Annotated in this window: 15 protein-coding genes and 1 tRNA gene; 14 read left to right on the forward strand and 2 right to left on the reverse strand. The window is 39.9% G+C overall.

Annotated elements, in window-relative coordinates; all coding sequences use genetic code 11:
- Positions 1–29: 29 nt before the first annotated feature.
- From moaA to VIK44_RS05515, 11 genes are all read left to right on the forward strand, one after another.
- Complete coding sequence (moaA, locus tag VIK44_RS05465) at positions 30–989, forward strand: GTP 3',8-cyclase MoaA (protein ID WP_331552835.1); 960 nt, start codon at positions 30–32, stop codon at positions 987–989.
- 2 nt (positions 990–991) lie between these two features.
- Positions 992–1,501 (forward strand): cyclic pyranopterin monophosphate synthase MoaC, encoded by a 510-nt coding sequence (gene moaC, locus VIK44_RS05470; RefSeq protein ID WP_331552836.1) that lies wholly within the window; start codon positions 992–994, stop codon positions 1,499–1,501.
- Positions 1,498–1,935, forward strand: a complete 438-nt coding sequence (locus VIK44_RS05475) for an MOSC domain-containing protein (protein WP_331552837.1) — start codon at positions 1,498–1,500, stop codon at positions 1,933–1,935. The genes moaC and VIK44_RS05475 overlap by 4 nt, the downstream gene beginning before the upstream one ends.
- Positions 1,936–1,953: 18 nt before the next feature.
- A complete protein-coding gene (locus VIK44_RS05480) occupies positions 1,954–3,012 on the forward strand; it encodes a hypothetical protein (RefSeq protein ID WP_331552838.1) in 1,059 nt (352 codons plus the stop codon).
- A gap of 127 nt (positions 3,013–3,139) precedes the next feature.
- A complete protein-coding gene (locus VIK44_RS05485; RefSeq protein ID WP_331552839.1) occupies positions 3,140–3,328 on the forward strand; it encodes a hypothetical protein in 189 nt (62 codons plus the stop codon).
- Positions 3,329–3,352: 24 nt separating this feature from the next.
- Positions 3,353–4,594, forward strand: a complete 1,242-nt coding sequence (gene glyA, locus VIK44_RS05490; protein ID WP_331552840.1) for a serine hydroxymethyltransferase — start codon at positions 3,353–3,355, stop codon at positions 4,592–4,594.
- Between the two features lie 212 nt (positions 4,595–4,806).
- A complete protein-coding gene (locus VIK44_RS05495) occupies positions 4,807–5,076 on the forward strand; it encodes a DUF1294 domain-containing protein (RefSeq protein WP_331552841.1) in 270 nt (89 codons plus the stop codon).
- 82 nt (positions 5,077–5,158) lie between these two features.
- A tRNA-Leu gene (locus VIK44_RS05500) sits at positions 5,159–5,244 on the forward strand.
- A gap of 136 nt (positions 5,245–5,380) precedes the next feature.
- Positions 5,381–6,139: a transposase gene (locus VIK44_RS05505; protein WP_331552842.1), complete on the forward strand. Its 759-nt coding sequence runs from the start codon at positions 5,381–5,383 to the stop codon at positions 6,137–6,139.
- Positions 6,140–6,183: 44 nt separating this feature from the next.
- Positions 6,184–6,927: a Fic family protein gene (locus VIK44_RS05510; RefSeq protein WP_414637062.1), complete on the forward strand. Its 744-nt coding sequence runs from the start codon at positions 6,184–6,186 to the stop codon at positions 6,925–6,927.
- Between the two features lie 99 nt (positions 6,928–7,026).
- Positions 7,027–7,785, forward strand: coding sequence for a transposase (locus VIK44_RS05515; RefSeq protein ID WP_331552844.1), 759 nt, complete (start codon positions 7,027–7,029; stop codon positions 7,783–7,785).
- 129 nt (positions 7,786–7,914) lie between these two features.
- On the opposite strand, the gene VIK44_RS05520 is transcribed toward VIK44_RS05515, so the two are convergent.
- Together VIK44_RS05520 and VIK44_RS05525 are read right to left on the reverse strand one after the other, a co-directional pair.
- On the reverse strand, positions 7,915–8,175 hold the full coding sequence (locus tag VIK44_RS05520; protein WP_331552845.1) for a Txe/YoeB family addiction module toxin: 261 nt from the start codon (positions 8,173–8,175) through the stop codon (positions 7,915–7,917).
- Complete coding sequence (locus VIK44_RS05525) at positions 8,168–8,440, reverse strand: type II toxin-antitoxin system prevent-host-death family antitoxin (protein ID WP_331552846.1); 273 nt, start codon at positions 8,438–8,440, stop codon at positions 8,168–8,170. Before VIK44_RS05525 ends, VIK44_RS05520 begins: the two co-directional genes overlap by 8 nt.
- A gap of 424 nt (positions 8,441–8,864) precedes the next feature.
- Between VIK44_RS05525 and VIK44_RS05530 the strand changes: the two genes are divergently transcribed.
- The 3 genes from VIK44_RS05530 to VIK44_RS05540 form a co-directional block, all read left to right on the forward strand.
- Positions 8,865–10,928: an Eco57I restriction-modification methylase domain-containing protein gene (locus tag VIK44_RS05530; protein ID WP_331552847.1), complete on the forward strand. Its 2,064-nt coding sequence runs from the start codon at positions 8,865–8,867 to the stop codon at positions 10,926–10,928.
- Between the two features lie 12 nt (positions 10,929–10,940).
- Positions 10,941–12,269, forward strand: a complete 1,329-nt coding sequence (locus tag VIK44_RS05535; RefSeq protein ID WP_331552848.1) for a replication-associated recombination protein A — start codon at positions 10,941–10,943, stop codon at positions 12,267–12,269.
- A 218-nt stretch (positions 12,270–12,487) separates the two neighbouring features.
- Positions 12,488–13,273 (forward strand): insulinase family protein (locus VIK44_RS05540; RefSeq protein ID WP_331552849.1); only part of this gene is annotated, 786 nt, incomplete at its 3' end.

Genomic DNA, 13,273 nt, shown 5'->3' on the forward strand with positions numbered 1-13,273 from the left:
GAATGTTCAGGGGAGAAAGCAGGAAGACAATGAAGGATCAGTACGGACGAAAAATAAATTACATGCGTCTCTCCATAACCGATCTATGCAATTTGCGATGTGAATACTGTATGCCGGAAGAGGGGATTGAAAAACGTCCTCATAAAAAAAATCTTTCCTTTGAAGAAATGGTTGATCTGGTTAAAGCCGGGGTTGCCATGGGCATTGACAAGATACGCCTCACCGGTGGGGAACCACTGGTGCGTCACGGGATTGTTGAATTGGTGAAAGAAATTGGTCAGATACCCGGAATAAAAGATTTAACCATGACTACAAACGGTATTTTACTGCCGAAATATGCCAAAGATTTAAAAGCAGCCGGTTTAACCCGGGTTAATATCAGTTTGGATACCTTTGATGCTGAGAAATTTCATAAAATTACCCGGTTAGGGCATGTTGAAGATGTGTTCGCAGGCATTAAAGCTGCCAAGGAAGTGGGACTCAGCCCCATAAAAATCAATGTCGTATTAATCAATGGTTTTAATGATGATGAAATTGAGACCTTTGTTAATTACACGATGGACAATGAGGTGGATGTTCGGTTTATTGAACTGATGCCATTAGGTCAGTCCAGTGATTTTGCCGAGCACAAATACCTTTCTAATGATGAGGTTTTAAAACGTGTTCCAGAGCTGCAACCATTTAATGAAAAGGAAAAATCCGGTCCGGCAGAGTATTATCAATTGCCTGGAGCTAAAGGGCGAGTCGGGCTGATTAACCCCATCAGCAAGCATTTTTGTAAGGAATGCAATCGTATTCGAGTGACCACAGATGGGAAAATTAAACCCTGTCTCCATTCGGATCATGAAATTGATATTCTCGCCCTTCGAAAAGAAGGGAAAACCTATGAAGAAATTTTATTAAAGGCCATTGAAGATAAACCGGAAAAACATCACATAAATGAACATGAAAAACAATTGTTGAGAAATATGAATGAGATTGGAGGTTGATTATGGAAAAAGAAAACACCGAACTTACCCACTTTAATGAGGCGGGCAGAGGCCGAATGGTGGATGTATCAGAAAAAGACAGCACTGAACGAGTAGCCATTGCAAGAGGATCTATTTCCATGGAGCCTGAAACCCTGAGAAGAATCATGGAAGGCCAGATGAAAAAAGGGGATGTACTTGGGGTGGCCCAAATCGCTGGGATTATGGGCGTGAAGCAAACATCCACTCTGATTCCCATGTGCCATAACATTTTTATTTCAGGAAGCGATATTGCCTTTGAAATTGATGAAGCCAATGCAAAGATTACAATTGAGGCCACCGTAAAAAACACCGGTAAAACCGGGGTGGAAATGGAAGCATTAACAGCGGTATCCGTGACCGCTCTCACCATTTATGATATGTGCAAGGCCATAGACAGAGAAATGGTCATCAGTGAGATATGTTTAATGAAAAAATCCGGTGGAAAATCCGGGATATTTATAAGAAATAAAAAATTGGAGGAACAAAAATGAGTGCAAAAGTAACAGCAGTGAATATCAGTGAAAAAAAAGGGGAAATGAAAAAGCCCATTAAAATTGGAGATTTCATCAAGGATTTTGGTCTTAAAGATGATGCCCATGCAGGTAAATGGCATCGACAGGTTAGCCTTTTAGGTCAGGAAAGCATTGATAAAATGACAGAAAAAGGTATTGAAGGTTTGTGCGCAGGTAATTTTGCGGAAAATCTTACCACTGAAGGTATCTGCCTTTATGAGCTGCCAATTGGCACTAAGCTGAAAATTGGAGAAACCCTTCAGGAAGTGACTCAAATTGGGAAAGAATGTCATTCCGGTTGTGAAATCGCCAAAAAAGTTGGCGATTGTATCATGCCCCGAGAAGGAATATTTACCATTGTTTTAGAAAGCGGCACCATTAAAGCAGGAGACAGCATCGATATCGTTAAATAAAAGAGGAGTTTTAAAAAAATGAGTTTTTTTAAAAAAAGCTTACTTCTGGGATTATGTTTCGTTTTAGGAGTCGGGCTTCTGGCAGGATGTGACAATGCAAACACAATCGCTGACAAAGACCAGGGACAAAACAAGGAAGACACATCAAGTCGTGTTATGCCGAATAATATAAAAGAAGAGAGCATCACCTTTGGGGAGGATGCTTTTCTTTTGTCTGGAACTTTAACCACCCCGGTCCAGGGAACCAGTTTCCCCTGTGTGATTCTTGTTCAGGGGTCAGGCCCCCAGGATCGGGATGAAACCATTGGTCCCAACGCACCCTTTAGAGATATCGCCTGGGGCCTGGCGCAACAGGGGATTGCTTCCATTCGTTATGATAAACGGACAAAAACTTATGCGAATCACATAGGAGAAAATATTACACCAAAGGAAGAGACCATTGATGATGTGATCCATGCTTTGGATGATGCAAAGGGACTCGATAAAATCAACAGTAAAGACATTTTTATCCTGGGACATGGCTTCGGAGGATACCTGATGCCTAAAATAGCTGAATTGATCCCTGATGCCGCAGGATATATAATTCTGGGAGGTTCGCCATCCCCTTTAGAGGATCTTATGATCCGACAATATGATTATCTGACAAGTCTGGATAATACCATTACCAACGAAGAAGCTGAATTTATGTCTCAGGCCAAGGCCGCCTGGAACAGGATCAGGCAATTAACCCCTGAAGCAGAAGAAAGCTCCTCCCAATTAATGGGAATACCCAGAGATTATTGGCTTTATCTTAAGGATTACCAGCCAACTGAATCCCTGATTCACATTGAAAAACCAGTCCTTATTCTCCAGGGAGCAGAGGATTATGAGGTGAATATGATTGAGTTTGATCAATGGAAAATTGCCTTATCAGATAAACGCAATGTCACGCTAAAAGCCTATCCCGGTTTAAATCATCTTTTTATCATGGGAAATGGATCAAAATCTCCTGAAGAGTATAAGATTTCCGGAAAAGTAAGTCAGGAAGTGATCGATGACCTGGCGAATTTTGTCCGGGTGAATTCAAGTGAAGAGTAAAGTTTCAGAAAAAACTAAAATAATTTTCAAAAACATATAAAAATATGCTTTTGACTTGCAAAGTTTAAATAAAGTGTTACAATAATAAATGGTAATGTCGTACAAGTGTCTCTTGTAGGAGGACAATGTGAATGAATTTTTAAATAATATGAACGGTGTAGCCTGGAGCTTCATCCCGATTTTATTGATTCTTTTTTTAATGGCAGGAATCATGTTCGTGTTTTATTTTAAGAAGAAAGCCGAAGAATTAACAATCTATATAAAAAGTATTGCCGCATCCCTGGAGAGGCTTTCAAATCAGGGAAACGACAATTAAGAAAGAGTTTGATGGAGGAATTATATGTTTTTTGAAGAAGTGAAACAAGCAGATCCGGAGATTTATGAACTCATGGAAAAGGAACTGCATCGACAACAAGATCATTTAGAGCTCATAGCCTCTGAAAACTTTGTTTCCGAAGCAATCCTCAGTGCCATGGGAAGCCATTTAACGAATAAATATGCAGAGGGTACCCCTGGGCACCGCTTTTATGGGGGATGTGTCCATGTAGACGTAATTGAACAAGTAGCCATTGATCGGGCCAAGGCTCTTTTTGGTGCAGAATATGCCAACGTACAGCCCCATTCTGGAGCACAGGCCAATTCGGCTGTTTATATGGGAATATTAGAGCCCGGGGATACTGTTTTAGGAATGCGTCTGGATCAGGGTGGTCATTTAACCCACGGAAGCCCAGCCAATCTTTCAGGGAAATTTTATAACTTTGTTTCGTATGGGGTTGACCAGGTAACCGAAACCATTAATTATGACGAAATTGAAAAACTCATTGCAGAGCATCATCCCAAATTGGTGGTTGCAGGCGCAAGTTCTTACCCAAGAACCATTGATTTTGAACGCATTTCAAAAATGACCAAGGCTGCCGGGTGTTATTTCATGGTTGATATGGCTCATATTGCCGGGCTTGTCGCCGCAGGTCAGCACCAAAGCCCGGTACCCTATGCCGACTTTGTGACAACCACCACCCATAAAACCCTGAGAGGTCCGCGAGGCGGTGTCATTCTCTGCAAAGAGAAATACGGAAAACTCATCGACAAAGGTGTTTTTCCAGGCACCCAGGGCGGCCCTTTAGAGCATATGATCGCAGCCAAAGCAATCGCATTTAAAGAGGCTGCAACACCTGAATTTAAAGCTTACCAGGAACAGGTGGTTAAAAATGCCAAAGTATTATGTGCGGCCCTGGAAAAACGGGGATTTCGGATTGTTTCCGGAGGAACCGATAACCATCTGATGCTGTTGGATGTCAGCAGAGTTGGATTAACAGGGAAAGAAGCCGACGATACATTAGGCAAGGTCAACATCACTGCCAATAAAAATGCCATTCCCTATGATAAACAAAGTCCTTTTGTGACCAGTGGTATCCGTGTGGGAACCCCGGCCATTACCACCCGTGGTATGGTAGAGGAAGATATGGAAATTGTGGCAGACGCCATAGAAGCGGCGCTCATTAAGAAAGACCCGGTGCTGGCCCTTGCAAAAGTAGCCTACTTAACTGAAAAATACCCATTATATCCAGGATTAATGGGATAGGGGAGTCACACTCATTTCAAGGCCAATTATTTATCATTGTGTGCTGCAAGATCGTACAGGCTATGCCTGTTCGCCATGAGGCACACAATCTGATAAAATAATAGTCCTTGAAAAAGTTTGTTTAGACCTTTGTCTGCAACCTCACATCAGCAAGGATTTGTTCGTTGCTGGTGTTTTTTTGAACTATTTACTAAGAGAAATGAAGTGAAAATATGATTTATCTGATAAGTTACCTGGTTGTTATTAATTGTATTACCTTCTGTTTATTCTGGATGGACAAACAGAAGTCTAAAAAACAGGCATGGCGTATTCCCGAAAAGACGCTGCTGGGCTTTAGTGCCATTGGCGGGAGTCTGGGAGGAATTTGCGGCATGCAAATCTTTCATCATAAAACAAAGCATCCGATTTTTTTTATCGGACTTCCTTTTATCCTGATCCTCCAGGGTGGCATCAGCCTTTTCATTTACTGGAAAATTTTCTAAAAAGGGCTGAAAAAGTCAGGAAAACCTTGACAAGATATGAAAAAAACTGTACTCTATAATGGTACTCAGAAATGAGTGGTGTGCGAGAGTGTTGGAACTGGCAGACAAGCACGTTTCAGAGGCGTGTGCCCAAAAGGCGTACGGGTTCGACCCCCGTTTCTCGCACCACTATTAAAAAGCTGAGCTGTGAAAATTCTTAGAAGAGTTTTCACGGCTTTTTTATTTTTGGAACACAAGGGGACGGTTCTTTTGTGTTGATTTGCATCCTGCCATATGGTAAAATAAATGCATGCGGAGGTGTAAAATGCCAAGAAGAGCACGGGAAAAAAGCAGCACCGGAATTTATCATGTTGTGTTAAGAGGGATTAATCGACAGATCATCTTTGAAGAGGATGAAGATTATCAAAAACTCTTACAAACGCTACAGGAATATAAAGAAACAAGTGGCTATGAAATATATGGGTACTGTTTTATGAGCAACCATATCCATTTATTGATCAAAGAAGGGGAAGAAGATTTAGGCATCGTATTTAGATGGATTGGGGCGCGTTATGTCTATTGGTATAATTGGAAATACAATCGTCGGGGTCATTTATTTCAGGATCGCTATAAAAGTGAAGCCGTTGAAAATGATGGATATTTTTTAACCGTGCTTCGATATATTCATCAAAATCCATTAAAAGCAGGAATCGTAAAGCATCTGTCTGACTATCCATGGAGCAGTTATACAGAATACGCAGCCAACCCCACTGTTTGCAGTACAGCGTTTGGACTCAGTTTATTTTCTGAAGATCCTGAAACAGCCACAAAATTGTTTGAGAAATTCAATCTGGAAAAAAATAATAATCAGTGTTTAGAATACGATCAGAATATGAGATGGAAAGATCAGGAGGCCATTGATTTTATAAAAAAGATTGGCGGTATTAAAAGTCCAACAGAAATTCAGAATTTTGAAAAAGAAAAGCGCGATGCGATTATAGAAATATGCAAGGATAAAGGATTATCTATCAGACAGCTTCAAAGATTGACTGGCATTAGCTTTGGAGTGATAAGGAAGAAGTAGGGACAGTTCATTTGTGTATAATTAACGAAATAAAAAAAAAGAAGGTGAAGAGATTGCTTAAATACGATTCTTTAGTTAACTTCTGGAAAGAAAAAAATATTACTTCAATAAGTGATCTTGACGAAGCTTTAGATAGTTTCCGTATTCTATTTGCCTACCATTCAAATAGAATTGAGAATCCGGAAATTACTTACCATGATACACGAGAAATATTTGAAAATGGAAAAGCATTAAATTTTACCGGTGAGCCCAGAACCTTATTTGAACAACAAAATCAAAAAATATGTTATGAATATTTAGCACCAAAAATTATTGATAGAGAACCAATAACCTTGGATTTAATCAAAGAGATCCATCTATTATTGACCCAGGGAACCTATGATAATCGACGGTTTCTAGAAAATAATGAACGGCCTGGAAAATTTAAACGACACGATTATATGGTTGGTATTCATGAGGTAGGGGAAGCACCAGAGGACATTCCAGATCTTCTTCAGCAATTAGTAGATGAAGTGAAAGAAGTAAAAGGAAATCCTTTAAAGGTTGCCACTTACTTACATGGCAAATTCGAATTTTTTCATCCTTTTGCGGATGGAAATGGACGAGTAGGTCGCACGTTAATAAATTATTACTTAATGATCAATGACTATCCACCGCTTATTATATATGATGAAGATAAAAAACTCTATTATGAAGCATTAGAGATTTATGATTGTGCAGAAAACTTAGATCCGCTCTATAAATTTTTAGAATATGAATCTCTTAAAACATGGGAAAAGAAATTATAGGAATTTTTCCTGTCACTTAAAATTAACACAAGGGGACGGTTCTTTTGTGTTGATTTGCATCCTGCCATATGGTAAAATAAAGATATACGGGGGTGTAAAATGCCAAGAAAAGCACGGGAGAAAAGCAGCACCGGAATTTATCATGTTGTGTTAAGAGGGATTAATCGACAGATCATCTTTGAAGAGGATGAAGATTATCAAAAACTCTTACAAACGCTGCAGGAATATAAAGAAACAAGTGGCTATGAAATATATGGGTACTGTTTTATGAGCAACCATATCCATTTATTGATCAAAGAAGGGGAAGAAGATTTAGGCATCGTATTTAGACGGATTGGGGCGCGTTATGTCTATTGGTATAATTGGAAATACAATCGGCGGGGTCATTTATTTCAGGATCGCTATAAAAGTGAAGCCGTTGAAAATGATGGATATTTTTTAACCGTGCTTCGGTATATCCATCAAAATCCATTAAAAGTAGGAATCGTAAAGCATCTGTCTGACTACCCATGGAGCAGTTATACAGAATACGCAGCCAACCCCACTGTTTGCAGTACAGCGTTTGGACTCAGTTTATTTTCTGAAGATCCTGAAACAGCCACAAAATTGTTTAAGGAATTCAATTTAGAAAAAAATAATAATCAGTGTTTAGAATACGATCAGAATATGAGATGGAAAGATCAGGAGGCCATTGATTTTATAAAAAAGATTGGCGGTATTAAAAGCCCAACAGAAATTCAAAATTTTGAAAAAGAAAAGCGCGATGAGATTATAGAAATATGCAAGGAAAAAGGATTATCCATCAGACAGCTTCAAAGATTGACTGGCATTAGCTTTGGAGTGATAAGGAAGAAGTAGAGACAGTTCTGCCGTGTTATAAACCCAACACGGCAAAACCGTCCCTCGGTGCTCTTCTGTTTTACTATTTTTAGATAAATGAATCGGATTAGAAGCAAGACTTACCTATGAAAACTCCTTCTAAAAACACTAATTGTCATAATGCCCTTTGCAACCAATGATATAAATTGTCTCATCATCAATCCGGTAGACCAAACGATCTTTATCAGAAATACGTCGACTCCAATAGCCAGTGAGATCGTGTCGAAGGGGTTCAGGTTTTCCAATACCAGAATGTCCATTCCGATCAATATCTTTAATCAGCTCATTTATTTTTTTGGTAATTTTTTTATCTTCCTTTTGCCATTGAAGATATTCTTCCCAGGCAAAGGCTGAAAAAATTTTATTCATTGGTCATAGTCTCTAACTCTTGTATTGTCTTAGAAACTGTTTTACCATGCTCAATTTGCTTTCTTGATTCGACAAGGCGGTCATAGTACTTTTTATTGCTCATGATAAAAAGATTCTCCATGAGGTTGTTATATTCTTCAAGAGAGATCATCACAACATTTTTCTCATCTTTTCGAGTTACGATCACTGTTTCAAAATCGTCAGAAACTTTATCACAATACGCTTTTAAATTATTTCTAATTGTTGAATAGTTGACTGCCAGCATTAATTAAAACCTCCTTGAACAAAAATGATCAATATACTGTTCAATTTATTGTACAATATTATTTAACGTATGTCAATGAAATTAACCAAAGAATTTGGCAGAGGCTTCACAGTTTCCAATTTGAGAGGCATGCGGCAGTTTTATTGTACCTTTCCAATTCGGAACGCACTGCGTTCTGAATTGGGTACAAGGCAGCTTGACCGTCAGATAAATAACATGTATTATACCTATCCCTATTTCCTGACTTTTCTGGCTTTTGCATTTTCAGGAAAAACCACTTCCGTATAGTCGCACAGCGCTTTTTTTCGCTGCGCGTTTTTTTGTTCCCTGACCGTAAATCCCCCAATTCCTTATCTTTTTACTGAAACTAATGTTATAATTAAAAAAACAGGGATGGTGACATCCATAAATAAGAGAGGTTTTTATGAAACTCCCGGGTATATCCGAAAAAATTTCCAGCTTTTTAAAGCAATATAATTATCTGACCGAGACCAATGGTACTTTGCACTTTCTTGTAAAGTGTATTTTTTTGAAATATTTAGGGGATCATCTTCGGATTGATTTTCAAAACAATGAAAAAGAACTGAAAAAGAATTTTACTCTGGATTATTTTCTGGGGCTGTGGCAGGGGAGCAGGGTTGAAGGAATTCCCTGGGAAGAACAGTCTGAAGATCCGCTGCCGCTGGGGGATGCTGTCTGGGAATGGGTAAGTGATTTTATCACCACCGGCACATCTTTTAAAGGGGAAAACCCGGTAATGATCGGAGCGCTTTATGAAGAGTGTGTTCATCTGAGTCACAAAAAAAACCAGGGGATTTTTTACACCCCGGAAAACCTGGCGAATTTTATGGCGGGAAATCTTTTGAGCAAAGATGAAGTGGCAGTTAAAGATGGTTCAATTCGGGTTTTAGACCCGGCTTGTGGGAGCGGATCCCTTTTAAGCGCAGCCTACGATCAATTATTCGAACTATATGGAGACGATAAGAGCTTGACGGAAAAAAGAGCCCTGCACCGGTCCCTTTTGGAGAAAAGCCTTTTCGGCATTGATAAGGATCCTTTGGCCTGTCTGGTAACCCGTTTGGTGTTGGTCCTTAAAGGCGAAGACTATGTCAGGCCGCTGGGGATTAAGTGCGGCGATATCTTAAGTGAAGATCTGGTTGAAGAAGGTTCGATAGATGCCATTATCGGAAATCCCCCTTATGTGGGGCATAAGGAAATTGACGGCGCCTATATGAAAAGCCTTAAAGAACGCTATCCCAATGTTTATCAGGATAAAGGGGATCTTTCCTATTGCTTTATAAATCGGGGCTGGGAGCTTATCAAACCCAATGGCCGGCTGCTGCATATTACCTCCCGTTATTTTTTAGAGGCCTTCTATGCCAAGTCGCTGCGGCATTTTTTAAAGTCGCATTTTGAGGTTGAAGAGATTATTGACTTTAATGGCTTACGGATCATTCCCGGGGTGGGAGTGGATCCGGCGATTATTAAATTGCGCAAAAAAGAAAAAATAAAGGCCGATCATACCGTGCAGGTCAAACGCTTTCATATTAAGAACCATAAATTGGCTGAATATTCTCAATTAATCGATTCACTGAATGAAAGGTTTAACCAAGAAGCCCCTCCCTGGAATGCCTATGAGGTAAGCCAGAAATCCCTCAGTGATGATTTATGGCGGCTTTATTCGCCGATGACCCTTGAAATCATTACTAAAATCGAAGCAAAAACCACGTTTACATTGGACAATGTGGTGCAAAGCTTTCAGGGAATTATTACCGGAAACGATAAAGCATTTATCTTTGACAATACCGATGAAGCACTCAATCATTTCGAAGAAAGTCATTTAAAACCCTGGATAAAAAACAAAGACGTCGGGGTGTTTACCATTGCAGAACCACAGAAAAAAATACTCTATACGAACGAAATTGATGCTGTTGAAACCTATCCCCGGGTCATGAAGCATCTGGAGAAATACCGAGAAAAGCTGGCTCAGCGCCGGGAATGCCAAAACGGAAAGCTGCCCTGGACAGCCATTCAGTGGGGCCGGGATCCCGAGCATTTCAATGGGCGAAAAATCATTTTTCCCTATAAGGCTACGAAAAACCGCTTTGCAATTGATGATCAGAAATGTTATTTCAGCGCGGATATTTATGGACTGATTCTCAAAACCCGATTGTACCACCAGGTCACCGAGGAATTTTTAGTGATTCTGTTAAACAGTCAATTGTACAATTATTATTTTAAATCATTTGGAAAAAAACTGGGAGACAAGCTTTATGAATACTATCCCAACACCCTTGTCAAGCTGGGAATCCCAGATGTGAAAGAAAAAAACACTAAGCTTTTTAAAGAATTTTATGATAGAATAATGCGATTAATGAATAATGGAAATGCTACCGGTTTATCTGTGGTTCTGACTGAAATCGATGACTGGTTTTATAGCTATTTTGATTTAAGTGAAGCTGAAATTATGGAAGTTGAAAAACAGTAGCGAAGGGACACTATGCAGGAAAACTTTTTTACCATGAATTATGAAGGACAGATATCTGATCATGCACCCCTGGCTATGCGCATGCGCCCCAGAACCCTTGAAGAGTTTGTGGGCCAGGGACATATTATTGCCAAAGGAAAATTATTATATCGTTTAATAGAAGCCGATAAGCTTTCATCGGTGGTTTTTTACGGACCGCCGGGAACCGGCAAAACCTCTTTGGCCAAAATCATTGCCAACCGCACCAATGCTGCTTTCTATGAGCTGAATGCGGTAACCTCAGGTAAAAAAGAAATCATTGAGGTTCTGGAAAAGGCAAAAGATAATTTAGGGGTTTACAATAAAAAATCCATATTGTTCATTGATGAAATCCATCGGTTTAATAAAGCCCAGCAGGATGCGCTGCTACCCAGTGTTGAAAAGGGGTTGGTGACCCTGATTGGGGCCACCACCGAAAACCCGTACTTTGAAATAAATTCGCCCTTATTATCACGTTCCACGGTTTTTGAATTTGTGCACTTGAGTTCAGAGGATATCCGTGAGGTCGTTCTTAAAGCCATTAACGATCGGGAACGCGGCTATGGCGTGATGAAAATAAAGTGTGATGAAGACGCTCTGACCCATTTATCCGAAGTTGCCAACGGCGATGTCCGCCGGGCGTTAAACGCTTTGGAACTGGGGATTCTCACCGTTGACAAGAATAAAGAAGGCATCATTGAGATTGATTTGGAAACAGCCCAGGAATGCATTCAGCAGCGGGCAGTGCAGTACGATAAGAATGGGGACAACCACTACGATACCATTTCGGCATTCATCAAAAGCATTCGCGGTTCGGACCCGGATGCCGCTCTTTACTGGATGGCAAAAATGATTTGTGCCGGGGAAGACCCTAAATTTATTGCCCGTCGGATTGTCATTTCAGCATCTGAAGATATTGGGAATGCTGAGCCTTTAGCCCTTACCGTGGCTATGGCAGCAGCTGAAGCCGTTCAGTTTATCGGCATGCCTGAAGCCCGCATTAATTTGGCCCAGGCCGTAGTTTTTTTGGCTTGCGCACCAAAAAGCAATGCTTCATATTTAGCAGTAGATGCTGCCATTAAAGCTGTACAACACAGTTCTAACAGCGCTGTGCCGGCCCACTTACAGGATACTCATTATTCAGGAAGTGAAAAACTGGGACGGGGATTAACCTATGAATACCCCCATAATTATCCGGGACACCATATACCCCAGCAATACCTTCCTGATGATTTGTTGGGAAGTCATTTTTATGAACCAACAGATCTGGGTTATGAACGCAAAATGAAAGAATATCTTAAAAAAATTGGAATTATAAAATAAACAAAATTAGGCAATTACAAAAGTATCGTGAGCTTCGCTGTCTGTTTACATGAAACAATTTTTCCACTATACGGCGGACAGTTCTTCGAACTGTTCGCCTATACGTTACATAATTGTTTATGAAAACTGACATCAAAGCAATTTAATGTTGTGGTTATGAATTTCGCAAATAATTAAATAAACAAAAAATAAAGGAGAAATATTTGAAAAAAGAAATGATGAAGCAGGAAGAAAACAGGTTTGAATTAGAGGAAAATGTCCATGGGTTTATTCTCAAAAAAGAAGAATTTGTGGATGAAATAGATGGCTTTGCCCGAACGTTTATTCACGAAAAAACCGGAGCCCAGTGTTTATATATTTCAGCTGAGGATGATAATAAGGTTTTTTCCATCAGTTTTAGAACACCTTCCACCAATAGCACCGGCGTGCCGCATATACTGGAACATTCAGTTTTGTGCGGTTCAAAAAAATACCCGGTGAAAGAACCCTTTGTTGAGCTTGCCAAGGGATCCCTGAACACGTTTTTAAACGCCATGACCTTTCCGGATAAAACCATGTATCCCATAGCCAGTACCAACGCCCAGGATTTTATGAATCTCATGGATGTGTATCTGGATGCTGTGTTTTATCCTAATATTTATCAGAACCCCTATACCTTTAAGCAGGAGGGATGGCATTATCATATTGAAAATTTGGATGATCCCATCATTTATAATGGCGTGGTTTATAATGAAATGAAGGGTGCTTTTTCAGATCCGGAAGAAGTCCTTCAAAACAAAATATTTGAATCCCTCTATCCGGAGGCCTGTTATCGGTTTGAATCCGGAGGAGATCCGGAGGTCATTCCTGAATTGACCAATGAGGCGTTTAAAGCCTTTCATAAAAAATACTACCACCCATCCAACAGCTACATCTATTTATATGGCGATGGCGACGTCGCAGAGCATCTGAAATACATTAATGATGAATATCTGGCTGTTTTTGAAAAACAGATTGTAGACAGT

The organism is Acetobacterium sp. (assembly GCF_036508315.1).
Classification (GTDB): Bacteria; Bacillota; Clostridia; order Eubacteriales; family Eubacteriaceae; genus Acetobacterium.

What these genes read in the sequence shown, in the direction of transcription:
- moaA (WP_331552835.1), top strand. Translation starts at nt 30, where the DNA reads ATGAAGGATCAGTACGGACGAAAAATAAATTACATGCGTCTCTCCATA.
- VIK44_RS05505 (WP_331552842.1), top strand. Translation starts at nt 5,381, where the DNA reads ATGCCAAGAAGAGCACGGGAAAAAAGCAGCACCGGAATTTATCATGTT.
- VIK44_RS05525 (WP_331552846.1), bottom strand. Translation starts at nt 8,440, where the DNA reads ATGCTGGCAGTCAACTATTCAACAATTAGAAATAATTTAAAAGCGTAT.
- moaC (WP_331552836.1), top strand. Translation starts at nt 992, where the DNA reads ATGGAAAAAGAAAACACCGAACTTACCCACTTTAATGAGGCGGGCAGA.
- VIK44_RS05480 (WP_331552838.1), top strand. Translation starts at nt 1,954, where the DNA reads ATGAGTTTTTTTAAAAAAAGCTTACTTCTGGGATTATGTTTCGTTTTA.
- VIK44_RS05495 (WP_331552841.1), top strand. Translation starts at nt 4,807, where the DNA reads ATGATTTATCTGATAAGTTACCTGGTTGTTATTAATTGTATTACCTTC.
- VIK44_RS05515 (WP_331552844.1), top strand. Translation starts at nt 7,027, where the DNA reads ATGCCAAGAAAAGCACGGGAGAAAAGCAGCACCGGAATTTATCATGTT.
- VIK44_RS05475 (WP_331552837.1), top strand. Translation starts at nt 1,498, where the DNA reads ATGAGTGCAAAAGTAACAGCAGTGAATATCAGTGAAAAAAAAGGGGAA.
- VIK44_RS05530 (WP_331552847.1), top strand. Translation starts at nt 8,865, where the DNA reads ATGAAACTCCCGGGTATATCCGAAAAAATTTCCAGCTTTTTAAAGCAA.
- VIK44_RS05520 (WP_331552845.1), bottom strand. Translation starts at nt 8,175, where the DNA reads ATGAATAAAATTTTTTCAGCCTTTGCCTGGGAAGAATATCTTCAATGG.
- VIK44_RS05535 (WP_331552848.1), top strand. Translation starts at nt 10,941, where the DNA reads ATGCAGGAAAACTTTTTTACCATGAATTATGAAGGACAGATATCTGAT.
- glyA (WP_331552840.1), top strand. Translation starts at nt 3,353, where the DNA reads ATGTTTTTTGAAGAAGTGAAACAAGCAGATCCGGAGATTTATGAACTC.